Annotated in this window: 22 protein-coding genes; 16 read left to right on the top strand and 6 right to left on the bottom strand. The window is 50.0% G+C overall.

The window, feature by feature from the left end; translation table 11 throughout:
* Positions 1-23 precede the first annotated feature (23 nt).
* Genes infB through typA form a run of 4 tightly spaced genes read left to right on the top strand, consistent with a single transcriptional unit; the run spans position 24 to position 6105 of the window.
* Positions 24-3086, top strand: a complete 3063-nt coding sequence (gene infB, locus AC2UZI_RS10375) for a translation initiation factor IF-2 (RefSeq protein ID WP_486943802.1) — start codon at positions 24-26, stop codon at positions 3084-3086.
* Between the two features lie 3 nt (positions 3087-3089).
* Complete coding sequence (rbfA, locus tag AC2UZI_RS10370; protein WP_486943801.1) at positions 3090-3497, top strand: 30S ribosome-binding factor RbfA; 408 nt, start codon at positions 3090-3092, stop codon at positions 3495-3497.
* Positions 3498-3532: 35 nt separating this feature from the next.
* Positions 3533-4291, top strand: coding sequence for a tRNA pseudouridine(55) synthase TruB (gene truB / locus AC2UZI_RS10365; RefSeq protein WP_486943800.1), 759 nt, complete (start codon positions 3533-3535; stop codon positions 4289-4291).
* On the top strand, positions 4288-6105 hold the full coding sequence (typA, locus tag AC2UZI_RS10360) for a translational GTPase TypA (protein ID WP_486943799.1): 1818 nt from the start codon (positions 4288-4290) through the stop codon (positions 6103-6105). The genes truB and typA overlap by 4 nt, the downstream gene beginning before the upstream one ends.
* 120 nt (positions 6106-6225) lie before the next feature.
* On the opposite strand, the gene AC2UZI_RS10355 is transcribed toward typA, so the two are convergent.
* On the bottom strand, positions 6226-6906 hold the full coding sequence (locus tag AC2UZI_RS10355) for an LOG family protein (protein ID WP_486943798.1): 681 nt from the start codon (positions 6904-6906) through the stop codon (positions 6226-6228).
* Here AC2UZI_RS10355 and polA point away from each other — a divergent pair.
* Positions 6905-9673, top strand: a complete 2769-nt coding sequence (gene polA, locus AC2UZI_RS10350; RefSeq protein WP_486943797.1) for a DNA polymerase I — start codon at positions 6905-6907, stop codon at positions 9671-9673. The genes AC2UZI_RS10355 and polA overlap by 2 nt on opposite strands.
* Positions 9674-9752: 79 nt before the next feature.
* Here the strand turns inward: polA and htpX are convergent, their stop codons facing one another.
* On the bottom strand, positions 9753-10625 hold the full coding sequence (gene htpX, locus AC2UZI_RS10345) for a protease HtpX (RefSeq protein ID WP_486943796.1): 873 nt from the start codon (positions 10623-10625) through the stop codon (positions 9753-9755).
* 221 nt (positions 10626-10846) lie between these two features.
* Between htpX and AC2UZI_RS10340 the strand changes: the two genes are divergently transcribed.
* From AC2UZI_RS10340 to AC2UZI_RS10290, 11 genes are all read left to right on the top strand, one after another.
* On the top strand, positions 10847-11734 hold the full coding sequence (locus tag AC2UZI_RS10340; protein WP_486943795.1) for a DMT family transporter: 888 nt from the start codon (positions 10847-10849) through the stop codon (positions 11732-11734).
* 18 nt (positions 11735-11752) lie between these two features.
* Entirely contained in the window at positions 11753-12619 is an 867-nt protein-coding gene (locus AC2UZI_RS10335) for a sulfurtransferase (RefSeq protein ID WP_486943794.1), read from the top strand.
* A gap of 119 nt (positions 12620-12738) precedes the next feature.
* Positions 12739-12996, top strand: coding sequence for an exodeoxyribonuclease VII small subunit (locus AC2UZI_RS10330; RefSeq protein WP_486943793.1), 258 nt, complete (start codon positions 12739-12741; stop codon positions 12994-12996).
* 2 nt (positions 12997-12998) lie between these two features.
* Positions 12999-13913 carry a polyprenyl synthetase family protein gene (locus AC2UZI_RS10325; RefSeq protein WP_486943792.1) on the top strand — a complete coding sequence of 305 codons (915 nt, stop codon included), beginning with the start codon at positions 12999-13001 and terminating at the stop codon, positions 13911-13913.
* A gap of 109 nt (positions 13914-14022) precedes the next feature.
* Complete coding sequence (gene dxs, locus AC2UZI_RS10320; protein WP_486943791.1) at positions 14023-15894, top strand: 1-deoxy-D-xylulose-5-phosphate synthase; 1872 nt, start codon at positions 14023-14025, stop codon at positions 15892-15894.
* Between the two features lie 123 nt (positions 15895-16017).
* Entirely contained in the window at positions 16018-16833 is an 816-nt protein-coding gene (gene folE2 / locus AC2UZI_RS10315) for a GTP cyclohydrolase FolE2 (RefSeq protein WP_486943790.1), read from the top strand.
* A 174-nt stretch (positions 16834-17007) separates the two neighbouring features.
* Positions 17008-17436: a 30S ribosomal protein S6 gene (rpsF, locus tag AC2UZI_RS10310; protein ID WP_486943789.1), complete on the top strand. Its 429-nt coding sequence runs from the start codon at positions 17008-17010 to the stop codon at positions 17434-17436.
* A gap of 21 nt (positions 17437-17457) precedes the next feature.
* Positions 17458-17775 carry a primosomal replication protein N gene (priB, locus tag AC2UZI_RS10305; RefSeq protein WP_486943788.1) on the top strand — a complete coding sequence of 106 codons (318 nt, stop codon included), beginning with the start codon at positions 17458-17460 and terminating at the stop codon, positions 17773-17775.
* A gap of 71 nt (positions 17776-17846) precedes the next feature.
* The gene (rpsR, locus tag AC2UZI_RS10300) at positions 17847-18122 is read left to right on the top strand and encodes a 30S ribosomal protein S18 (RefSeq protein WP_486943787.1); all 276 of its coding nucleotides are present in this window, start codon (positions 17847-17849) and stop codon (positions 18120-18122) included.
* Positions 18123-18140: 18 nt separating this feature from the next.
* On the top strand, positions 18141-18596 hold the full coding sequence (gene rplI / locus AC2UZI_RS10295) for a 50S ribosomal protein L9 (protein WP_486943786.1): 456 nt from the start codon (positions 18141-18143) through the stop codon (positions 18594-18596).
* An 83-nt stretch (positions 18597-18679) separates the two neighbouring features.
* The gene (locus tag AC2UZI_RS10290; RefSeq protein WP_486943785.1) at positions 18680-20074 is read left to right on the top strand and encodes a replicative DNA helicase; all 1395 of its coding nucleotides are present in this window, start codon (positions 18680-18682) and stop codon (positions 20072-20074) included.
* Positions 20075-20079: 5 nt separating this feature from the next.
* Here the strand turns inward: AC2UZI_RS10290 and pdxA are convergent, their stop codons facing one another.
* From pdxA to AC2UZI_RS10270, 4 genes are all read right to left on the bottom strand, one after another.
* Complete coding sequence (pdxA, locus tag AC2UZI_RS10285; RefSeq protein ID WP_486943784.1) at positions 20080-21078, bottom strand: 4-hydroxythreonine-4-phosphate dehydrogenase PdxA; 999 nt, start codon at positions 21076-21078, stop codon at positions 20080-20082.
* 84 nt (positions 21079-21162) lie between these two features.
* Positions 21163-22848, bottom strand: a complete 1686-nt coding sequence (locus tag AC2UZI_RS10280; RefSeq protein ID WP_486943783.1) for a PhoH family protein — start codon at positions 22846-22848, stop codon at positions 21163-21165.
* Positions 22849-22911: 63 nt separating this feature from the next.
* The gene (locus tag AC2UZI_RS10275; RefSeq protein ID WP_486943782.1) at positions 22912-23376 is read right to left on the bottom strand and encodes a peroxiredoxin; all 465 of its coding nucleotides are present in this window, start codon (positions 23374-23376) and stop codon (positions 22912-22914) included.
* A gap of 18 nt (positions 23377-23394) precedes the next feature.
* Entirely contained in the window at positions 23395-23826 is a 432-nt protein-coding gene (locus AC2UZI_RS10270) for an Mth938-like domain-containing protein (RefSeq protein WP_486943781.1), read from the bottom strand.
* Between the last annotated feature and the right edge of the window lie 57 nt (positions 23827-23883).

Here is a 23883-nt window from a genome sequence, read left to right as displayed (position 1 = left end):
AGTTGTAAGCAAGAGAGAGTCGAATGCCGAGTAACACAGTCGCCCAGTTCGCTCAAGAACTGAAAATGCCCGCCGATACACTGTTGGAACAATTGCGTGTAGCCGGTGTGCAGCTCAAATCGGTAGACGATGCCGTCACCGAAGCAGATAAGGCGAAGCTGCTGGAGTCGTTGCGCCGAGCCCATGGGGGAGGCGAGGGTAATAAAATTACCTTAACCCGTCGTAAGACCTCTGAAATTCGTCAAGCTGATGGTTCTGGGCGTTCCCGTACTATTCAGGTCGAAACACGTAAACGACGCGTGTTTGTAAAACGTGACCCAGCTGAGCTTCTTGCTGAAGCCGCCGCTGCTGAAGAAACAGTAGTGGCCAGTGAAGCAGCCCCTATTGATACGCCGGCGGTTGATTCCGCTGTCACCCCAGAGGTTAAATCCGTCGCTGATACGGTCAGTGCGGAACAACCTCAAGCGCAAGCTCCTACTGACGTTGTTAAAGAAACGCCAGACGCCACACCCGATCCTAAGCCGACGGTAAGTGAGCAAAAAGCCGAGCCCAAGCAAGATACATCGCCAGTCGAAAAGCCTGAATCCATTAAGGCAGAACAGGCTGGTGCCGAGAAAACAGATCAGCCTACACCGAAAGGTGAAAGCGAAGCCGAGACTAAACAGGAATCGGCTGCTGAGGTAAAAACGGCTGAGCATAAGGTGTCTGACAGTCAAGATCAGGCAAAAGAGGTAACGCCTGCCGTGGCAGATCAAACCAAAGAACAGGAAAACGTGGCCGTTAAACATAAGCCCGCTAAAGAAACCTCCAACACTAAAGCCGAAGCGCGCCAGACGGGGGCTAAAGGTGCTCAGCGACCAGCTGATCGCCCTGCGACGCCAGCACGTGCTGCGACTAAAACATCGACTCGTACAGGGTCTGATCAACGTCGTTCTGCTGCGCAATCCTCAGACCCTGAAGGGGATCTTGAGCGCGATCGCGCCCGTTTGGCCGCCGCTGCTGAAGCCGCGGCTATCAGTGAAATGTTAAACCGTCCCCGTAAGGTTTTGCGTGCCGCAGAGCCCCAAACGCCAGAGCGTAAGGGTGCTGTGAAAGGCGCCGCAAAGAAAGACGCCAAGGGCGATGAGGGTAAGAAAACCCTAACCAAAGCACCAGCTAAGGGCGAGGCGGGTTGGGCGGGTGATACCAGCCGTCGTAAAACGCCATCTAAGGCCGAAGTGGCTTCAGCCGCTGTGGGTCGCGAGGGTTGGCGTGCTAACACTCGAGGTGGTGGTAAGCGAGGTCGTGGCCGTGGCCAAAATCAGCAAGAGCAGCAACCACAAGTTGCTGAGTTTATCGCTCGTGAGATCGCCATCCCAGAGACCATCACGGTTGGCGACTTAGCTCATAAAATGTCCATTAAAGCGGCTGAGGTGATCAAACATCTCATGAAGCTGGGGCAAATGGTTACCATTAACCAAGTTCTTGATCAAGAAACGGCAATGATTCTAGTCGAGGAAATGGGGCATATTGCGATCGCTGCTAAGCTTGACGATCCAGAGTCATTCCTTGACGACGTTTTTGTAGGTGAAATTGACGAGCAGCCTCGTGCTCCTGTAGTGACCGTAATGGGTCACGTGGATCACGGTAAGACATCGTTGCTTGACTACATTCGTCGCACCAAAATTGCGTCGGGTGAAGCCGGTGGTATTACTCAGCACATTGGTGCCTATAACGTTAAAGTGGATTCAGGTAACGTCACATTCCTAGATACCCCTGGACACGAAGCCTTTACGGCGATGCGTGCTCGCGGAACCAAAGCCACTGACGTGGTTATCTTGGTTGTGGCTTCTGACGATGGCGTGATGCCTCAAACTCGCGAAGCGATTCACCACGCACGAGCTGCCGGAGTCCCACTCGTTGTAGCCATTACAAAGGTAGATAAGCCTGAAGCTAATCCTGACCGTGTGAAACAAGAGCTTCTTGTTGAAGAGGTTGTTTCTGAAGAGTTCGGTGGTGATGTGCCTTTTGTGCCGGTATCGGCTCGTACGGGTCAGGGTATTGATGAACTGCTCGAACAGGTCCTGTTGCAAGCAGAAATGCTTGAGTTGACTGCTGCGGTGAATACGCCAGCTAAGGGTACTGTTATCGAGGCTCGCCTTGATCGTGGGCGTGGTCCTGTTGCTACTATTTTGGTCCAAAGTGGTACGTTGAATCGCGGCGATACCGTGCTTGTCGGTGCCAGTTTTGGTCGTGTTCGAGCCATGGTGAACGAGTCAGGTAAAGCGGTAGCGGTGGCTGGTCCATCCATTCCTGTCGAAATTCAAGGTCTGACAGAAGTGCCAGCAGCAGGTGATGAGCTTGTTGCAATGGTTGACGAGCGTAAGGCGCGTGAAATCGCGTTGTTCCGCCAAGGTAAGTTCCGAGACGTGAAATTAGCGCGTCAACAGGCCGCTAAGCTTGAGTCCTTGTTTGACAATATCGGTGACGGAGCTCAAACGCTATCACTGATCATTAAAACTGACGTTCAAGGTTCGCAAGAAGCGTTGGTGTCGTCTTTGCTTAAATTGGCAACGGACGAGGTGAAAGTCGAAGTCGTACACGCTGCTGTGGGTGGTATTTCCGAAAGCGACGTTAACCTAGCTATTGCGTCTAATGCCGTTATTATTGGCTTTAACGTGCGCGCCGAACAAACGGCTCGCAAGCAGGCCGAACTGAATGATGTCGACATTCGTTACTACAACATCATTTATGATGCGGTTGATGAAGTGAAGGCAGCCTTGTCAGGTATGTTGGCACCAGAGCAACGCGAAGAGGTGATCGGTATGGTCGAGATACGCGAGGTATACCATATCTCTCGTATTGGTAGTGTCGCCGGTTGTATGGTTACAGAAGGCTTGGTCAAGCGTGACTCACAAGTGCGCCTGCTACGTAATAACGTGGTGCATTGGACGGGTTACCTCGAATCGTTACGTCGTTTCAAAGACGATGTACGCGAAGTACGTCAAGGCTTTGATTGCGGTATTACATTGCGTGGCAACAACGATCTTGAAGTGGGCGATCAGCTCGAAATCTTCGAAATCAAAGAAATTGCTAGAACACTGTAATTTATGGCACGACATAAAGCGAAATTAGGCAGCGGACGTAATGTCCGCTTAGCCGACCAAATTCAAAAAGATTTGGCTATCTTAATCCAGCGTGAAATTGATATGTCTCGCGCTGGATTAATCACCCTTACCGCCGTAGAGCTATCGGCTGATTATGCCCACGCAAAAGTTCATTTCACGGTACTTGGTGCTGAGCCTGAAACGGCTACTGAAGTGTTGAACGCTAAGGCGGGTTGGTTTCATTCGCAGCTATATAAAATGCTGCATATTCACACCGTTCCAACGTTGCGCTTCTTTTACGATGATCATGTGGTTCGTGGCATGGCCATGAGCAAGCTGATCGAAGAAGCCAATCGTCCTCTTAATTTTGGTGCCGACTCGGTTCCAGATGACCCTGACGACAACGCCTAAGTCGGGCTGTCGTTTATCTTACGGAAATTTATACGATGGCAAGCCGACGACGCGGACGGTTGCTTGATGGTGTCCTTTTGTTGGATAAACCTGAGGGCCTGTCTAGTAATCACGCCTTACAGCGAGCGCGTCGCGCGATGGATGCTCGTAAGGCCGGCCATACTGGCACATTAGACCCTTTTGCTACGGGCCTCTTGGTTTGTTGTTTCGGTCGAGCAACAAAATTATCCGGACAGCTACTTGATTCGGATAAAGCTTACGAGGCTTTGATACAATTCGGTTCTGAAACAGATTCTGGTGATTTAACCGGCACGGTAGTAGCAAGGGCTGAACCTTCTGCTGAAAGTGTAAACGAGCATCAGCTCGAGTCAGTACTCAATACTTTTCGCGGGGAAATTCAGCAAATTCCTCCGATGTTTTCAGCTTTAAAACGTGATGGTAAGCCGCTGTACGAGTATGCCCGTCAAGGCATTGAACTAGAGCGTCCTCCTCGTACCGTTACGATTCACGATATTACGCTTTTAGAGTGTAGCGATCAGCAAGCCCGCATTTCGGTTTTGTGTAGTAAGGGTACTTACATTCGTACTCTTGCTCAGGATATTGGTCGTCAGTTAGGTTGCTTTGGGCATTTAATCGAATTACGTCGCACACAGGTGGGTCCATTTCATCTGGATGCGGCAATTGGTTTAGAAGCGCTACAGGCATTACCTGAGCCTGAGACCACCTTGATCGAGCTCGCAGACCTGCCGGCAGAACTACAACCTGCCAACCTTAATCAGAAGGAACAGTTATGAGTCGCGCCCTGCGCAATGTGGCAATTATCGCCCACGTAGACCATGGTAAAACCACCTTGGTCGATCAGCTATTAAAACAGTCAGGCACGTTCCGCGCTAACGAGCACGTTAGTGACCGAGTTATGGACTCGGGTGATATTGAAAAAGAGCGTGGCATCACCATTTTGGCCAAGAACTGTGCGGCTGAATTCGATGGTACGCACATCAACATTATTGATACCCCTGGACACGCTGACTTTGGTGGAGAGGTTGAGCGGGTATTGTCGATGGTTGATGGTGTTTTGCTATTGGTGGATGCGGTCGAAGGCCCGATGCCTCAAACGCGTTTCGTAACGCGTAAAGCACTAGAGCTTGGGTTGAAGCCTATTGTTGTGGTCAACAAGGTGGATCGCCCGGGTGCCCGACCTGACTTTGCGGTTAACGAAACCTTCGACTTATTCGATAAGTTGGGCGCAACCGAAGAGCAATTGGATTTCCCCATTATCTATGCATCTGGCTTAGCTGGGTATGCTGGACACACTGATGATGTGCGTTCTGGCGATATGCGTCCTTTGTTTCAGGCCATTTTAGACTTCGTGCCACAACGTGAAGACGACCCTGATGGTCCCTTGCAATTACAAATCTGCTCTCTCGATTACAACAGTTATGTTGGTAAAATCGGGGTAGGGCGTGTCAACCGCGGGCGTATTAAAGCGGGTCAAAACGTAGTTGTTAAGTTTGGTCCAGACAGCGAGCCGATTAAGGCTAGCGTCAATCAGGTGCTTACTTTCAAGGGCGTGGATCGTCAACAAGTTCCTGAGGCTCAAGCTGGCGATATCGTGTTAATTAACGGTATTGAAGAGATCGGTATTGGCTGCACGATTACGGATGTGGATCATCAAGAAGCGTTGCCATTGTTACGTATCGACGAGCCTACATTAACCATGAACTTCATGGTAAATTCGTCGCCTTTGGCAGGACGTGAAGGTAAGTTTGTGACCAGTCGCCAAATTCGCGACCGTCTTGACCTCGAATTGAAGTCAAACGTTGCATTGCGCGTGAACGAGACCGGCGATGACACCGTTTTTGAGGTGTGTGGCCGTGGTGAATTGCATTTGACCATCTTGCTTGAAAACATGCGTCGCGAAGGCTACGAGCTAGCTGTGTCTCGCCCTCAGGTGATGATTAAAGAAGTTGATGGTGCGAAGCACGAGCCTTACGAGCTGTTAACGGTAGACATTGAAGACGGTCATCAGGGCGGCATCATGGAAGAGCTAGGTCGTCGTCGCGGTGACTTGCTTGATATGCAGCCCGATGGTCGTGGCCGCACACGTTTAGAGTATCGAATTCCTGCACGCGGTTTGATCGGCTTCCAAGGCGACTTCATGACCTTGACGCGTGGTACAGGGCTAATGAGTCATATTTTTGACGAGTACAAACCGATGCGCGATGGCTCACTTGGCGAGCGTCGTAATGGGGTGCTGATCAGTCAAGATGACGGAGAGGCTGTGGCCTACGCTATTTGGAAGTTGCAAGAGCGTGGCAAGATGTTTGTTTCGCCTAATGATCCGGTGTATGAGGGCATGATTATCGGTATTCATAGCCGAGATAACGATCTTGTCGTTAATCCCATTCGCGAGAAGAAGCTAACTAACGTGCGGGCGTCAGGTAAAGATGAGCACATCGATTTAGTTACACCCATACGCTTGACCTTAGAGTATGCCGTGGACTTTATTGATGATGACGAATTGGTTGAAGTTACGCCCAAGTCTATACGTTTACGTAAGCGTTATTTGAAAGAGCACGAGCGTCGTCGCAGTTTGCGTGATGCTTAAGCTTCATACGGTGGCTTGTTAGTGCAAGCCGCTGTAAACGCAAAAAGCTCTTGGTGAATACCAAGAGCTTTTTTTGTACCTACTACAATCACCTTTTATCAGGTATGTGAGTTTTATCGTTTACTGAGGTAGGGCAGGTGCGCAATCGGGTTCAATCGCAAACTGTGAACAACACTCGTTAATGACTTTCATTACCTCGCCCATGTCGTCGGTGATGGTAAGTAGATTAAGGTCTTCAGGTGAAATCAACTTGTTCGTTACAAGTTGATCTTTGATCCAGTCAATTAAGCCGCCCCAGAACTCGGTTCCCATCAGTACAATGGGTGCGGGTGGTAATTTTCGAGTTTGGACCAAGGTCATGACTTCAAATAACTCGTCTAACGTACCAAAACCACCTGGCAGAGCAATATACGCCGAACTATGCATAAAGAAGGTGGCTTTTCTCGAGTAAAAGTACTCGAATTGTAGGCTGTGAGTTTGATATTGATTATTGCTGGTTTCTCGTGGAAGTCGGATATTTAATCCTACACTACGACCGCCAGCCTGATAGGCGCCTTTGTTAGCCGCTTCCATTAGGCCAGGGCCACCGCCAGCGATTAACATCATGCCAGCTTCGGCTAAGCGCTTACCCAATTCTTGTGCTAGTTTGTAATACTTATGATTTGGCGGGATTCGAGCACTACCAAATACGCTTATCCCGAAGCCCACTTCTTCCAAGACCTCGGCGGCGTGTTGTAGTTCTGACGAAATGGTCGGAATTTGTTCTGAAGCCGGTAAACGAACAATTTTGTTGTGAGACATGAAAAAAACCTTGTTGCTAGTTGATGGATCCAGCTACTTGTATCGAGCGTATCACGCCATGCCGGATCTGCGAAATGCGCGTGGAGAGGCCACGGGAGCCCTTTACGGCGTAATCTCGATGATGCGCAAAATTCTGCAAGACTACTCGCCTGATTATATGGCTTGTGTGTTTGACGCTAAAGGCGGAACGTTTAGAGACAAGCTCTTTAGTGACTATAAAGCCAACAGGCCCTCTATGCCAACAGATCTTGCCGAGCAGATACCGCTTATACACAAAGCGGTTAAAGCCTTGGGATGGCCTGTTATTTGCACACCCGGCGTGGAAGCTGATGATGTGATTGGCACATTGAGTGTCATGGCTTCTGAGCAAGAGGTGCACACCATTGTTTCAACCAGCGATAAAGATTTGGCTCAGCTAGTCAATGAGCATGTCGAATTGATTAATACGATGAACGGCGAACGCCAAGATGTGCAAGGCGTAGTGGACCGTTATGGTGTGAAACCAGAGCAAATCATTGATTACCTCATGCTAATTGGGGACACGTCTGACAACATCCCCGGTGTGCCGAAGGTGGGGCCTAAAACCGCAGCGAAATGGCTTAACGAGTACGGAAGTTTAGACAAGCTGATTGAGAATGCTGACAAGATTAAAGGGGTGGCAGGACAAAACTTACGCGATTTCATCCCGCGTTTCGAACTAACCCGAAAACTTGTCACCGTAAAGTTAGATTGCGAAGTGGATGAAATAGCGTCAGGTATAGAGGTGCTTAAACCGTTAGATCAAGACACGGCCACCTTAATCCAGCTTTACGATGATTACGGTTTTCGTACGTGGTTGCGCGACCTCAGTGGTGATCCCGACCGAATCCCTGCTCAAGATTCTCGTGTTACCGCCGGTGGCGTAAAGGCCAGCCCAACACCAACCGCCTTAGCGTTGCCAGACCCTGCGCTGACGAAAGCGCCAGAATCGGTCAATTACGAAACCGTGACCACGCTCGAGGCACTTGATGTGTGGTTGGAGAAGATACAAAATGCTGAGATTACCGCCCTTGATACCGAGACCACATCGATTGATCCTTTGCAGGCAAGCTTAGTCGGGTTGTCGCTTAGTGTAGAGCCCGGCACAGCATGCTACATACCGTTAGCCCATCGAGGTTACGATGTGGGGCCTCAGCTTGATAAGGCAGAAGTGCTGACTAAGCTGAAGCCTTGGCTAAGCTCGGCGAGCCATGCCAAAGTTCTGCACAATGCTAAATACGATGCGCATGTGTTCTTGTCTGAAGACATCCAGCTTAGAGGTCTATTTGAAGACACAATGTTGCAAGCCTATGTTTTAGAGTCGCACCTGCGCGTTAATATGCAAGACGTGGCACAGCGCTGGCTAGGTGTTACCGGAACCAGTTACGAAGACATTTGCGGTAAAGGGGCGAAACAGATTGGTTTCGATGAGCTCTCTATCGACGTGGCCTCGCATTATGCGTCTGAGGATGCCGACTTAACCTTACGCTTGCACCATGTCTTACGCCCCTTAATTGCAGCCCACGAGGGGTTAGAGGCTACTTACAAACTTGAGGTGGCGACGTCCGAGGTTTTAACAACCATCGAACGCAATGGCGTAGCGATCGATAGCCAAGTGCTGTACAAGCAAAGTCATGATCTAGGCGAGCGCTTATTAGGCTTAGAAGAGAAGGCATACGAGCTCGCTGGACAGCCATTCAACATGAATTCGCCTAAGCAGGTAGGGGAGATTTTGTTTGAGCGCATGCAGTTACCTGTGGTGCGTAAAACGGCGAGCGGCGCCCCTTCTACCGACGAAGCGGTATTAACGACCTTATCGCAAGATTATCCTTTGCCTAAGCTTTTGCTCGAGCATCGTAGCATTGCAAAACTGAAATCGACCTATACCGATAAACTGCCGCGTATGGTGAATGCTAAAACTCAGCGGGTGCATACTCGATATGCCCAAGCAGCTGTTATCACAGGACGTTTAGCCTCATCCGACCCGAACCTGCAGAACATTCCGGTACGTACAGTAGAAGGTCGACGAGTTCGTGATGCCTTCGTCTCGTCGCAGGGCAAGATTGTTGCTGCCGATTACTCGCAAATCGAACTTCGCATCATGGCACACGTATCCGGAGACCAAAACTTAATACGTGTGTTTGCCGAGGGTGGAGATGTGCATAGAGCTACCGCTGCTGAGGTCTTTAGTGTGAAGCCTGAAGACGTCAGCCCCGAACAGCGGCACGCGGCCAAAGCCATTAACTTTGGTTTGATTTATGGAATGGGCGAGTTCGGACTAGCCAATAACTTGGGTATCACGCGCAGCGCCGCCAAAGCCTATATAGACAGATACTTTAGTCGTTATCCGGGTGTGGCGCAGTACATGGAACGTATTAAAGTCACGGCCAAAGAGCAAGGCTATGTCGAGACTGTGTTTGGCCGAAGGCTTTCTTTTCCAGAGTTAAAAGGGGCAAAAGGAGCCCGAGCGGCAGCGGCAGAGCGTGCAGCAATTAACGCGCCCATGCAAGGAACAGCAGCTGACCTGATCAAAAAGGCAATGGTGGCTGTACAGGCTTGGATCGACGAGAAGCAGCTTAAAACATTGATGGTGATGCAGGTGCATGACGAACTGGTGTTTGATGCCCCTGTTGATGAGGTTGAGCTGCTTAAAAGCGAACTTCCTCGGCTGATGGGTGAGGTTGCAACCTTAGATGTCCCGTTACTCTCTGAGGTAGGAGAGGGGGATAATTGGGGGCAGGCTCATTAACCGCTTGTGAGTCGTTAGATTGCAGTCCCTAGCTTTTGCTGCAAACCTTGGTTTTCTAAGGTTTGCAGCGGCTACGGTTTTAACGTTGTTGCAAAGCGGCAATGCGTTGTTCTATCGGTGGGTGGGAGGCAAACAGGGCGCCTAGACCACCGCCTCCTGAAATGCCCGACGATTCAAACGCTTTAGGTAGTTCTCCAGGCTCGACATTCCCAAGGCGTGCTAAGGCGCGCACCATAGGTGTGCTTGAGCCTAATAACTTAGCCGAACCGGCATCTGCACGGAATTCGCGCTGACGCGAAAACCATGCGACGATAATCGAAGCCAATAGCCCGAATACGATTTCACAGACGATGGTGGTGGCGTAATAACCCAGCCCAAAGCCACGTTCGTTTTTAAGCAATACACGGTCTACAAAGTAACCGACGAGGCGAGCAAAGAAAATAACGAAGGTGTTCACCACGCCTTGTATCAAAGTGAGTGTGACCATATCTCCGTTAGCAATATGAGCGACCTCGTGGCCTAAAACAGCCATAACCTCTTCTTCGGTCATGCTTTGGAGTAGACCAGTCGAAACGGCAACCAGTGAATCATTTTTAAATGCTCCTGTCGCAAAAGCATTAGGGGCGCCGTCGTAAATGGCAACTTCGGGGCGGCCTATGCCGGCTCGGTCTGCAAGTTGATGTACGGTTTCAACCAACCACGCTTCTTGGGGGCTATTGGGGGCTTGAGGATCAATAACACGCGCGCCAGTGCTGCGTTTAGCCATCCATTTACTGATTAACAGCGAAAAAATAGCGCCGGTGAAACCCACAATGGCAGAGAATACGAGTAGGCTTCCTGGGTTGATTCCTTCTGCCGTTAGGTATCGTCCGATGCCTAAGACGTTCATGGAAAAACTAAGCACCAACATAACCGCTAAGTTGGTAGCAAGAAATAAGAGAATGCGTGTCATTGCTAATTCCTGTGGTGTTGCAAAATGTATAAGACCGATCAAGCGATGGTCAGTTCCGATGGGCTTAAGACCGCAATGGGCAGAAACTGATTAAAGTACGGTAGTGTAAAGCGTAGACGTGAATTTTAAACCGTTATACGCGCCTGAATGTTAGATACGCGGAGTATAGTTCTAGCTTGGGCTTTTTTCTATTTTCATTTCCGTTCCAGCGGGATAGGTACATGCAATCGTTATGGATGTTGCTTGCTTGCGTGATGTTCGCCATTATGGGGGCGTGCATCAAGGTGTCAGCAGAGCTCGACGCGAATTTGGCACAGATTGTGTTATTTCGAGGCCTGCCTTCGATTATTTTCATCTTTGTGTGGTCTAGGTTACGTCAACGACCCCTGCGGCCGCCCAGTTGGAAAGCGCACGTGCTACGTAACATTTTTGGCGTGAGCTCAATGTGGATGGGTTTCTTTTCGTTAACCATCTTAAGTCTCTCTACCTCAGTCAGTCTTACGTATACGGCTCCGCTATTTATTGGCATATGGATGTTATTTTTCGGGGGGACGCAACGCGACCCCATACGTATTCTGGCCGTCTTGCTGGGGTTTCTGGGGGTGTTGGCGATTCTACGCCCCAGTATTGGTGATGACGAGTGGTTTGCCGCGTTGGTCGCCTTGTGTGCGGGTGTTTTTGCAGCGGCGGCCATGCTTCAAGTGCGCGAGCTGGGCCGTCTTGGCGAGCCCGAGTGGCGTACGGTTTTCTTGTTTTCGTGTTTTGTCTGCTTGACCAGTTTTGTTGGTCTTGGCGTGCTAGGCTGGAGTGCAGTGGGTTGGCAAGGCTGGCTGGCCTTGCTGGGTGTTGGAGGCTCAGGGTTTATCGGGCAATTAACCATGACTCGGGCGTTTGGCAAGGGTTCTGCCTTGTTGACGGCGGCGCTGCAATACACCACCATTATTTTTTCTGCCTTTCTTGGCATTATTTTCTGGGCGGATATTCCAGACGCGATTGCTTGGGTAGGAATGGCGCTGATTATTGGCTCAGGAATGATTTCCTTGTGGCGAACGCACAGCGAAGATAGGCTGATGCGTCGTAAGGCGACAAGTGAAACCGAAGCACATTGACCGATATCAAGGAGCATCATGTTTAGGTATTTAATTAGCCCTCAAGAACTTCAGCAACACCGTCAGTCATCTGGCTGGTTGGTCTTTGATGTCAGACACAACTTATCGGATCACAACGCAGGGCGTGCAGCCTACTTGAAAGGCCATATACCGCAAGCTTTGTTTTTAGATAATGAAACTGAGCTTGTGGGTGAAGCAAATGGAAGCAATGGCCGACACCCGCTGCCATCCCGTAGCGATTTTGCGGCCTTGATGCGTTCACAGGGTTTAACCTCTCGCACTCAAGTCGTGGTGTATGACGCTGGCGATAGTCTGTTTGCGGCGAGGCTCTGGTGGATGTTGCGCTGGATGGGGCACGAAGCCGTTGCCATTCTGGATGGGGGGTGGCAAGCGTGGCAGCAGGCTGGTGGAGAGGTCGAAACAGGCGAGCGCGCGCCTCGTCTTACCGAAGCGCAAGTGGTGCAAAGTCTCGCGGTTCCGAGCCAGCCTTCTATGCCTACTGTGACGGCTGACGACGTGTTGCGAAATATTAGCGAACCACAGTTTGCGGTGATCGATGCACGCGCTCCCGAGCGTTATCGCGGAGAGCTCGAGCCCATGGATCCCGTCGCTGGGCATATTCCCAATGCATTAAATCGCCCCTACGGTTACAATTTAAATGCCGATGGTACATTTAAGACGGTAGACCAGTTGCGCACTGATTTTCAGGAAATGATAGACGATAACAATCCGTCAGCGATTGTTCATCAGTGCGGCTCGGGAATTACCGCATGCCATAATTTATTCGCGATGGAGCTCGCGGGTTTGCACGGTTCAAGTTTGTATCCGGGCTCGTGGAGCGAATGGGTAAGTGATCCCAGTCGCCCCGTAATAACCAAAGCGTAACCAGATATCTTACTGGGTGTGCTTTTTGCTCTTACCGTTAAAATAGCCAACATTGATGTAGTTAATTAAGGGCTCACTGTATTGGGCCCTTTTGATGCGTAAAAACTTAGGACAAATTCATGAACGACACGACCGTGCCCAACGAGGGGGCGCCATTGCCTACCGATTACGAAGCCGCGCTTGCCGAGTTAGAAGCGCTTGTGCAGCGTATGGAAAGTGGTGACCTTCCTTTAGAGCAGTCGATCTCATCTTACCAACGGGGTGTTGAGCTGGCTCGCGTGTGTCAGCAACGATTGGATCAGGCAGAGCAGCAAGTGAAAGTGCTGCAAGGGCAATTATTACGTCCGCTCAATGATATCGATGGTTCTGAGGAATAAGTATGTCCACCCTTACCTTAGATCACAGTGAATGGTTAGCCGCCAAGGTGGCGCATATTGAAGACGTATTATCGTCATTTTTGCCTTCCGCCGAAACGGAACCGTCCTCTCTACATAAAGCCATGAGATATGCGGTTTTAGGAGGCGGAAAGCGAGTACGTGCGGCGTTAGTGTATGGCGCGGGTGAAGCGGTAATGCAGTCGAATACCTCCGGCTTAGCGCAAGAGAAAGCATTGGATCATGCAGCGGCGGCGGTAGAGCTAATTCACGCCTATTCGCTCGTGCACGACGATTTGCCCTGCATGGATAACGATACCTTGCGTCGTGGGCAACCTACTACGCATATTCAGTTCGACGAGGCCACAGCGATGCTGGCCGGTGATGCGTTGCAGCCTTTGGCTTACGAACTGCTCGCTAGCATGCCTGTAGCACCCGCCTTGGTGGTTCAATCTGTCTCGGTGTTAGCGAAGGCGTCAGGCAGTCTTGGCATGGCGGGCGGCCAGGCGATTGATTGCGATAGTGTGGGTATTCAGCTTACTGCTGCCCAATTACAAACCATGCATCGCATGAAAACCGGAGCGATGCTTAAGGCCAGTATTCTACTCGGAGGCGTTGTCGCGGGCGCTAGTTCCAGCCAACGGCAAATGCTAAGTGACTATGGCGATGCCATGGGTTTAGGTTTTCAGGTTATGGATGATATTCTTGACGTAACAGCGGATACTAAAACCTTAGGTAAAACGGCAGGTAAAGATGCGAATGACAACAAGCCCACTTATGTATCATTAATGGGTATGGACGAGGCTAAAGCGTTCTTGGCGTCGTTGCACGAGCAGGCGCGCGTTGCGATTCGGCCGTTGGGGCAATCAGGTCAGTATCTTGCTTATTTAGCCGATTACATCGTGGGACGTAATCATTAAGCACAAGTGGTTTTCGGGTTGAACTCAGATTAGGTCTACAATGCTAGATTGTCTGATGCTTAATTAAATTGGCTTGTATAAGTCACGACACCCTCTCAGTAGATTTCGTATGGCTACAGTTTCCTTGGAACAAATTCAATCTCCCCCAGACTTGCGCAAGCTTGATCGCGATCAGCTTGACTCGCTAGTGGTAGAGTTACGAGAGTTTGTATTGCAGTCCGTTTCACAAACCGGAGGGCATTTGTCCTCGAATTTAGGTACGGTGGAACTCACTGCGGCGTTGCATTATGTGTTTAATACGCCTCATGATCGAATTGTGTGGGATGTGGGCCATCAAGCTTACGCGCATAAAATATTGACGGGGCGTCGGGAGGCGATGTCCACCTTACGTCAAGCTGGCGGAATTTCCGGTTTTCCCAAGCGTAGTGAGTCTGAATATGATGACTTTGGTACAGCCCATTCATCGACTTCCATTTCGGCCGTATTAGGGATGGCAGTCGCTTCCAGAAACACGGGTGTAGATCGTCAGCACATTGCCGTAATTGGTGATGGTGCCATGACGGCCGGAATGGTTTTTGAAGCGCTGAACAATGCAGGTGTCACGCCTGACGTTAATGTATTGGTCGTATTGAACGATAACGATATGTCGATTTCTCCGCCTGTCGGAGCCTTAAATCGATATTTTGCACGATTGATGTCGGGGCAGTTTTATGCCAAAGCCAAGCACATGGGCAAGGCCGTTTTGCAACATGTCCCGCCTATGCTTCAGCTTGCTAAGCGTTTTGAGGGTCACGCTAAAAGTGTGTTGGCACCCACCACCTTATTTGAAGAGCTCGGTTTTAACTACGTCGGCCCCATTGATGGGCACGACCTAGACTCGTTAATTCCAACCTTAGAGAACCTTCGCGAATTGGGCGGTTTGCAGTTCTTGCACGTGGTGACACGTAAGGGGCAGGGGTACAAGTTAGCAGAAGCCGACCCTGTGCTTTATCATGGCCCCGGTAAATTTGACCCTAAAGTGGGTATCAAGAAGTCGACGGCGCCAACGGCTCCAACGTATACCCAAGTATTTGGTCAATGGCTCTGTGATATGGCAGAGGCTGATAAGCGTTTATACGGTATTACCCCTGCTATGCGCGAAGGCAGCGGCATGGTGCAGTTTGAAGCCTTGTTTCCCGATCGCTACTTTGACGTGGGTATCGCTGAACAGCATGCAGTGACTTTTGCTGCCGGACTTGCCTGTGAAGGGCAAAAACCCGTAGTGGCTATTTACTCCACTTTTTTACAGCGTGGGTACGATCAGTTCATTCATGACGTGGCCTTACAAGATTTGGACGTCACCTTTGCCTTAGACCGAGCAGGGCTAGTGGGTGCAGACGGTGCCACTCACGCTGGTAATTACGATATTGCCTTTTTGCGTTGCATACCGAATGTGATCATTAGTACGCCGTCTGACGAAAATGAAACGCGCTTATTGTTAAGCACCTGTTATCAGCATCCAGGCCCTTCCGCAGTGCGTTATCCGCGGGGGGCGGGTGTAGGAGCAGAGCTCAGTACCACGCTTGAAACCGTACCCGTGGGTAAAGGCATCGTTCGTCGAGAAGGCGAACAGACGGCGATACTCGTGTTCGGCACATTGTTAAACCAAGCGTTGCAGGCCGCCGAATCAATAAATGCCACTGTGGTGGATATGCGTTTTGTAAAACCGTTAGATGAAGCCCTTCTGCTTGAGCTAACACAGTCCCATCAATACTTCGTAACGGTGGAAGATGCTTCCGTGATGGGTGGGGCGGGAAGTGCGGTGCACGAATGCTTTGCTCAAAAGAATATTGTGAAACCGATGCTCCATTTAGGTTATCCCGATGACTTTATTGATCACGGTGATCAAAAGCAATTGGCGGCAGAGCTTGGCTTAGATGCCGGTGGCATCGTGGCATCGATTCAGCGTCACTTTGGCTTAACTACAACGGTTGAAGCCTAGAATAGGTTCAGATGCCCTTGAGGTTTAGAGGGTATAGTGGATATCGAACCCTAATCTAGCCCATAATTAACTGTTTACAAACAACTGGATACGTAATGTATTACGTATCATGGATTTTTCATCATGAATAGTATCTCCGAGGTTGTCGCTCAAATGCCTGATGTGCAAAGTAGCGTTGACACCCGTCGCATCGCCATACAAAAAGTAGGTGTGCGTGATGTGCGCTACCCAATGTTGATCGATGTAATGGGTGAGGCGACGCCTACCGTTGCTGATTGGGAACTAACCGTTGCTTTGCCGCCCGAAGAAAAGGGCACGCATATGTCCCGTTTTTTAGCGCTTCTAGAGCAACATCGTCGTACGCCACTAACAGCCACCTTATTTTGTGATGTGGCCGCTGAGATGCTTGACCTTCTGAACGCGCAAGCTGGGGATATCACAGCCTCGTTTCCTTATTTTGTGAACAAGGCAGCACCCGTTTCAGGTGTTACCAGTTTGCTTGATTACGAGCTGACATGGTCTGCGAATGTTATGCGTACTGACGAAGGTACAGTAGACACCGAGTTTGAGTTGACTGTCTTGGTTCCTGTCACAAGCTTGTGCCCGTGCTCTAAAGCGATTTCCGAATACGGTGCCCATAATCAGCGTTCGCACGTCACGGTGTCGATACTGAGTACCGATCCATCGCAGTTAAATGTGGACGAGTTAATACGTCGCGTCGAGGCGCAAGCATCCTGCGAGCTATGGGGATTATTAAAGCGTACTGACGAAAAATACGTTACCGAGCGCGCTTATGAGAATCCTAAGTTTGTTGAGGATCTCGTCCGCGATGTAGCGGTTGCCGTGCGCGATCAGCCTGGCGTAGCCAGCTACCGTGTCGAGGCAGAAAACTTTGAGTCCATCCATAATCACTCTGCTTACGCATTGGTAGAGGGTTAACGATTCATCAGTGCTAACACGCCACAGATGGCGTTTTAGCATTGTGTTCTTTAGTTAGGCGAGTTAAAATCTTTCCTTTCTTGCTCGACCCAAGGTTTATTGGGCGGGCTGTCGTGTCTGAAATAAGGCATTAGTTGCTTGATTTTTCAGGCGATATCCATAAGGAGTTGTTTCATGCGTCACTACGAAGTAGTGTTTATTGTGCATCCCGACCAAAGCGAACAAGTGCCAGCCATGGTCGAGCGCTATCAGGCGATCATCACCTCTGAAGGCGGTAAAATTCACCGTCAAGAAGACTGGGGCCGTCGCCAATTGGCTTACCCAATCCAGAAGTTAGTTAAAGCACACTATGTTTGCTTTAACATCGAGATTGGTCAAAGCACTCTTGACGAACTCGAGCATTCTTTCCGCTACAACGATGCTATCTTGCGTTACCTCATCGCTAAAACTGATGGTGCCCCTGAAGGCGCATCGATCATGATGAAATCAGTCGAGCGTGAAGAAGGTCGTCGCGCAACAACCGACGGTGCAGCGAAACCTGCTGATTCCGACGAAGACGAAGATCAAGCTGAAGAAGCAGACGAAGAAGCTTCCGAGTCTTAATTTACAAAGACCACGCGTTACGTGAACCAACTTTCGTTTAATGGGGCTATCGCTGATATTAGCGTGCTGCGCTACACACCAGCGGGAATGCCAGTTATCGAATTACAGTTGGAACATCAATCCGAAGTGGAAGAGGCCGGTTTAAACCGCCGATTGCATTTCACGATGTCAGCCGTAGCGTTGGGTGATATGGCTTTGCAATTAGCCGATACGCCTTTAGGGGCAATTTTGGAAATTCAAGGTTTTATTGCCCCGTTGCATCGGTCTTCGGTTCGAACTGTTCTACATATACAGACTGTGGAAATCCAGTTCCCGGGGAATGCAACGGTTGTTGTGTAAGTTAATTAGGCGGTGTCGTTACCGCTATTAAATAATTACCGGTTTATACCGGAAAAATACAGAGGTATATCATGGCTTTTGGTCGTAGAGGCAAAGATAAACGCCGTAAATTTGGTCAGCAGAACCCACTATTCAAACGTCGTAAGTTCTGCCGTTTCACTGTTGCTGGCGTTAAAGAAATCGATTACAAAGATTTAGATACGCTACGTGACTTCATTCAAGAAAACGGCAAGATTATTCCCGCCCGTTTAACAGGTACTAAGGCAAACTACCAGCGCCAACTCGACACAGCAATTAAGCGTGCGCGTTTCTTGGCTTTGTTGCCTTACACCGATAATCATCAATAATCCGGGAGGTAATACGTTATGCAAGTTATTCTGCTCGAAAAAGTCGTAAATTTGGGTGATCTCGGTGATGTGGTTCGTGTACGCAATGGCTACGCACGTAACTTCTTAATTCCACGCAAAATCGCCCGTCGTGCTACTGCCACTGCTATTCAAGAGTTCGAGGCACGTCGTGCTGAGCTTGAAAAAGCACAAGCAGAGCGTTTGGCAGCAGCCCAAGCTACTGGTAACAAGCTCGCAGAGCAAACCGTTACATTGTTGCAAAAAGCGGGTGTTGACGGCCGTCTATTTGGTTCAGTGACCACAATGGACATTGCTGCAGCATTGGCTAGCGCTGGTTTTAGCGACATCGTACGCTCGCAAGTCCGTTTGGCTGATGGCCCATTGAAAGCGGTTGGCGAATACGAAGTTGATGTTGTGCTACACCCCGACGTAACCGTAGCGCTTAAGGTTGTGGTTGAAGGCGACCTAGACTAAATCGTTGCGTTACATGGTACATTTCCTATTAGGGTAGTGTGCCGAGCATCAGAAAAAGCCGGCTCACATGCCGGCTTTTTTCTATGGAATTACAGAGGTTAATGTTGGATAGCGAAACCCAAAGCACGGATCCTAAACTTGATTATCTACGCGTGCCACCTCACTCAGTCGAGGCCGAGCAGTCCGTTCTTGGCGGGCTGCTGCTGGATAATGCCGCCTGGGATCGTATCGCCGATATCATTGTCGATGACGATTTTTATCGCTTTGATCACCGGATCATTTGGCAGCATATTACGCGCCTGATTGGTTTAGCTCGTCCGGCTGATGTGGTGACAGTACACGAATCATTAGCCATGTCGGCAAAAGCGGATGAAGTGGGTGGGTTGCAGTATTTGAATGCACTGGCTCATAACACGCCTTCCGCAGCGAACATCCGTCGTTACGCTGAAATTGTTCGCGAACGATCCATGTTGCGAAAGCTGGTAACGGTGGCAGACGAGATCTCTTCCGCGGCGTTTAACCCTCAAGGTAAAGAGGCTCGTCAGATCTTAGACGATGCCGAATCCAGAGTGTTTCAAATCGCTCAAGAGGGCGCGCGCGGAAATGCTGGCTTTCAAGAGATCCAACCGCTGTTGACACAGGTGGTAGAGCGTATTGACGAACTTTATCATCGTGAAGGCGACTCCGAGATCACGGGTGTGCCGACGGGGTTTGTGGATTTAGATCGTATGACTTCTGGTTTGCAGCCAGGTGATTTGGTCATTGTGGCGGGGCGTCCGTCCATGGGTAAAACCTCGTTATCCATGAACATAGGCGAACATGTTGCCATACAGCAAGGGCTTCCGGTAGCAGTGTTTTCGATGGAGATGGGCGCGGTACAGCTTGCGATGCGTATGGTGGGCTCAGTGGGTATGCTTGATCAGCATAGAATGCGCACGGGTAAGCTTGACGCTGATGACTGGCCCAAACTAACGCACGCCGTGCAGCAGGTGCAAGAGGCACAAGTCTACATTGATGAAACGCCCGGTTTGTCTTCCATGGAGGTCCGAGCCAGAGCAAGACGTCTTTCTCGTCAGTGCGGTAAGTTGGGTCTGATCATTATCGACTACTTACAACTTATGTCTGGCAACTCGTCTAGCGAAAACCGAGCAACTGAGATCTCGGAAATCAGTCGTTCGCTTAAGGGCTTAGCCAAAGAGCTAGACTGTCCATTAATTGCGTTGTCCCAGTTAAACCGAAGTCTTGAGCAACGCCCGAATAAGCGTCCAGTCATGAGTGATTTGCGCGAATCGGGTGCGATTGAGCAAGATGCGGATTTAATTATTTTTATTTATCGCGATGAGGTGTATAACCCCGACTCTCCGGATAAGGGAACAGCAGAACTCATTATTGGTAAGCAGCGTAATGGTCCTATCGGTTCGGTGCGTGTGGCCTTTCAGGGGGCCAGCACGCGCTTCCTAAACTACGTGCAAATGTAAAGAAACTAACCAGAGTGGGCGGTCATGCGTAGGGCCGCTTCAAACGCCGCGTGTAGTGAGCTAGGGTCGGCGATACCTTGACCGGCAATATCAAAAGCGGTGCCGTGATCCACGCTAGTCCGCACAAAGGGTAGGCCGACGGTAACGTTAACGCCTTGTTCTACACCTAAGTATTTAACAGGTATCAGGCCTTGATCGTGGTATTGGGCCACCACAATATCGTAATCGCCTTTACGCGCTTTCATGAAAATGGTGTCGCCAGGCCATGGGCCTGAGGCGTCTATCCCTTCGCTTCTTGCCGCCTGTATGGCGGGGATAATGGCCGTGATTTCTTCAGTGCCAAAACGACCGTCTTCTCCGGCGTGAGGGTTAAGTCCTGCTACGGCCACGCGCGGTCGGCTGATTCCTTCTTGTAGGCAGGCTTGGTGGGCTAGCCTAATGCTACGCAACACGCTATCAGTGCTAATGAGTTTAGGGACGTCGGCTAATGCCACATGAATCGTCACCAGCAACACACGCAGTTCGGGATTGGCAAGCATCATGGCAAAATCGTTCGTATGGGTGCGCTCGGCAAGAATTTCAGTGTGGCCCGGTGCGTTGATTTGCCCAGCTTGCATGGCTTTTTTATGCAGCGGGGCAGTAACAATAGCTCTAATTTTTTGCGCTTGCGCATCATCGATCGCGTGGCATAGGTACTCGTAGGCTCCACGACCCGCTTGTGCGTTAATGTGGCCATAAGCCAGATCGGATGGAAGCGCTTTCCATCGGTTTCTGACCACAATGTGCCCCGTTCGAGTGGGTGGTGTCGGGTTTTCGGGGTCATCTTGAATGATTTGTAGGGTGTCGTTTAGCTGTAATAGCCGCGCAGCACGCTCAAGGGCGCCACTGTCGCCATAAACTACCGCAGGGTGGCTCAATCCCTTGGCAAAGAGAGACACGATCAATTCAGGGCCGATTCCGGCAGCGTCACCCATAGTGATGCCGATGGGCAAAGAGCTAAACATGATTTTCATCCCTAAAAGTAATGTAGGCACCGAAGTGCCTACAACGAAACAGAAATTGCTAAGCGCTTTACGACTTAACAGCGGCTATAACGCATCATTGGCATAGTCAGCAAGGCGTGAACGCTCACCGCGTTGCAAGGTAATGTGCCCCGAGTGAGGCCAGCCTTTAAAGCGATCAACAACATAGGTTAAGCCCGAGCTGCCTTCAGTCAGGTAAGGGGTATCAATTTGCGAGATATTTCCTAAACACACTATCTTGGTACCTGGGCCTGCTCGTGTGACCATGGTTTTCATTTGCTTAGGGGTAAGGTTTTGCGCCTCATCGATAATTAAGAACTTATTTTGGAAGGTGCGGCCCCGCATGAAACTAATGGATTTGATTTTGATTTTAGAGCGGATCAGCTCCATGGTTGAGCTGCGGGTGGTCTCGCTACTACTCAACGAATTGTGTTGATTGCTTCCAGCGTGCAAGACCTCAAGGTTATCTTCCAAAGCGCCCATCCAAGGCGCCATTTTTTCTTCTTCAGTACCGGGTAGGAAACCGATTTCATCACCGACTGGAACCGTAGCTCGCGTGATAATAATTTCGTTATACAGTTTGGTTTCCAATGTTTGTGTTAAAGCTGAAGCCAGCGCTAATAACGTTTTTCCTGTGCCTGCTTGGCCCAGCAACGAGACGAAATCGCAATTTGGGTTCATGAGCAGATTGAGGGCAAAGTTTTGTTCACGGTTGCGGGCCGTTACTCCCCACACATTATTTTTGTTATGGCTGTAATCTCGCAGTGTCGCCAGCACAGCTGTGTTAGTAGCGACCTCTTTGACTTGCGCGTATAACGGGGTTTCGCCTTCGGTGAACACGAATTCATTCACATTGAATTGGGCGCATAGTGGGCCATGAACTCGATAGAAGGTCGTGCCGCCTTGTTGCCATGACTCCATTTTTTTGCCGTGCTTGCTCCAAAAATCGGCAGGCAGCGGACGTACGCCGTCATAAAGTAGGTCAGAGTCGTCGAGTACGTGATCATGCAGATAGTCTTCGGCGGCCAGACCGAGCGCCTTGGCTTTCAATCGCATATTGATGTCTTTGGACACCATCACAATTTGGCGATCTTTAAACTCGTCCTTTAGCGCATGAACCACATTTAATATGTTGTTGTCGGCTTTGCCTAAAGGCAGGTCCAACGGTAACGTGGAATGAATCGCTTTGGTTTGAAAGTGAACCAAGCCACGGGCCTCAGTGTTACCTAAGGCATTAAGGGGGAGACCGTTATCCAAGGCGTGATTTGCCACGATACCGTCTAGGTTGCGACTAACCTGACGCGCATTTCTCGCGACTTCGGACATCCCTTTTTTCTGATGATCAAGCTCTTCCAAGACCATCATCGGCAAATACACATCATGTTCTTCAAACTTGAACAGAGAGTTCGAGTCATGAAGTAGCACGTTGGTGTCGAGAACAAAGAGCCTACTCGCCTCAGTAGCGGTAGTGGGCTGTGTCATCGGTTTTGTTTTGACGTTTGGTTTTTTTCGTGGTGTTTGACGGCGTGGAGCCGCTGGCGCAGGCGTATCTGAAGCCTCGACTGGCGTAGGAGGCGTAAGCTTATTATCCACTAACGGCGGTACTACTGCGGAGATAGGCTCCGTTGCTTCTACGTTAGCAGGTGGGGTTGTTTTTTCTTTAGGGGCAGGGGGTACTGCACGTTTTGCTGCATTAATTTCTTCAGTGCTAAGAATTGAACCAAGACGTGTAGGCAGCGATGGTAAAGGCATGTAGTTGTTGCTCCTGAATTAACAAAGCCGAGTTCGTAATGGGATCGGCCATGACCACTTGGTTTACAGGTTTTGAGCGGCTTCGAGAACCTGCTGTACATGATTCGGAACGCGTAGCCCTCGCCATTCTTGAACGAGGACACCGTCAGCGTTCACGAGGAAGGTGCTACGTTCGATTCCACGTACTTGTTTACCGTACATATTTTTCAATTTCATGACCCCAAACAGTTCACAAAGGCTTTCATCGGGGTCGGCGATGAGTGGAAAGTTCAATTGTTGTTTGTCGATGAAGCGCTGGTGCGAGGCCATTGAGTCGCGAGATACCCCGATTACGTTAACGTTGAGTGCATCGAACTGCTCTTTAAGGTCTCTGAAGTTTTGCGCTTGGGTTGTGCAACCCGGCGTATTATCACGAGGGTAAAAATACAGCACGTAAGCATGTCCTGCTAGCGATTGCTTGCTAATTTCACCTTGGTCGCTTTGCGCTGTAAACTCAGGAATGGCTTGGCCTACCGTAATATGACTCATGAAAAATCCTATCTATGCTTATATTAAAAGGGCAGCAACCACTTTGCGTCCCTCGGACATCAGAATATTATAGGTTCGTGCTGCGGCACGCGTATCCATGACTTCCACACCGATACGCAAACTCAATAACGGCGCAGTGATCTGAGGGGCAAGTAATTGCTGCGTTTCGCCCGTGCCGATTAACACGACCTCTGGGGCGTCGGCTGGTAATATGGGCTGATCGCCATCCAGAAAGGCCATGGGGTCTTGTTTGATTTGATCCACACCGGTAATGGTTTTAAGCAACGACTCGGTGAGCTCGTCAACCCGTTGAGCTTCTAGGGGGCATATCTCGCCTTCAGGTCGAAAATAGACGCTAGAATGGTATTTTTTCCGGTTTATTTCCACATAATCTGTGTCGTAAGCCGTGATGGTGTTCAGGGCGGGATTGGTCTCTTTCTGTAGTTGCACAAGCTCTCTCCAAATTACTTTTATGATCATAGCGCAAAGAGCGCGAGCACCGAATGA

This window comes from Paenalcaligenes sp. DL 463 (assembly GCF_057475185.1).
This window is presented reverse-complemented; position numbering and strand designations above follow the sequence as displayed.

Bases quoted from the DNA above. Each gene is read 5' to 3' on its own strand.
- infB (WP_486943802.1), top strand. From the start codon at position 24: ATGCCGAGTAACACAGTCGCCCAGTTCGCTCAAGAACTGAAAATGCCC.
- AC2UZI_RS10355 (WP_486943798.1), bottom strand. From the start codon at position 6,906: ATGTCTCACAACAAAATTGTTCGTTTACCGGCTTCAGAACAAATTCCG.
- AC2UZI_RS10325 (WP_486943792.1), top strand. From the start codon at position 12,999: ATGTCCACCCTTACCTTAGATCACAGTGAATGGTTAGCCGCCAAGGTG.
- typA (WP_486943799.1), top strand. From the start codon at position 4,288: ATGAGTCGCGCCCTGCGCAATGTGGCAATTATCGCCCACGTAGACCAT.
- AC2UZI_RS10330 (WP_486943793.1), top strand. From the start codon at position 12,739: ATGAACGACACGACCGTGCCCAACGAGGGGGCGCCATTGCCTACCGAT.
- rbfA (WP_486943801.1), top strand. From the start codon at position 3,090: ATGGCACGACATAAAGCGAAATTAGGCAGCGGACGTAATGTCCGCTTA.
- pdxA (WP_486943784.1), bottom strand. From the start codon at position 21,078: ATGTTTAGCTCTTTGCCCATCGGCATCACTATGGGTGACGCTGCCGGA.
- rpsF (WP_486943789.1), top strand. From the start codon at position 17,008: ATGCGTCACTACGAAGTAGTGTTTATTGTGCATCCCGACCAAAGCGAA.
- htpX (WP_486943796.1), bottom strand. From the start codon at position 10,625: ATGACACGCATTCTCTTATTTCTTGCTACCAACTTAGCGGTTATGTTG.
- AC2UZI_RS10290 (WP_486943785.1), top strand. From the start codon at position 18,680: ATGGAATTACAGAGGTTAATGTTGGATAGCGAAACCCAAAGCACGGAT.
- dxs (WP_486943791.1), top strand. From the start codon at position 14,023: ATGGCTACAGTTTCCTTGGAACAAATTCAATCTCCCCCAGACTTGCGC.
- truB (WP_486943800.1), top strand. From the start codon at position 3,533: ATGGCAAGCCGACGACGCGGACGGTTGCTTGATGGTGTCCTTTTGTTG.
- rplI (WP_486943786.1), top strand. From the start codon at position 18,141: ATGCAAGTTATTCTGCTCGAAAAAGTCGTAAATTTGGGTGATCTCGGT.
- polA (WP_486943797.1), top strand. From the start codon at position 6,905: ATGAAAAAAACCTTGTTGCTAGTTGATGGATCCAGCTACTTGTATCGA.
- folE2 (WP_486943790.1), top strand. From the start codon at position 16,018: ATGAATAGTATCTCCGAGGTTGTCGCTCAAATGCCTGATGTGCAAAGT.
- AC2UZI_RS10280 (WP_486943783.1), bottom strand. From the start codon at position 22,848: ATGCCTTTACCATCGCTGCCTACACGTCTTGGTTCAATTCTTAGCACT.
- AC2UZI_RS10335 (WP_486943794.1), top strand. From the start codon at position 11,753: ATGTTTAGGTATTTAATTAGCCCTCAAGAACTTCAGCAACACCGTCAG.
- AC2UZI_RS10275 (WP_486943782.1), bottom strand. From the start codon at position 23,376: ATGAGTCATATTACGGTAGGCCAAGCCATTCCTGAGTTTACAGCGCAA.
- AC2UZI_RS10340 (WP_486943795.1), top strand. From the start codon at position 10,847: ATGCAATCGTTATGGATGTTGCTTGCTTGCGTGATGTTCGCCATTATG.
- rpsR (WP_486943787.1), top strand. From the start codon at position 17,847: ATGGCTTTTGGTCGTAGAGGCAAAGATAAACGCCGTAAATTTGGTCAG.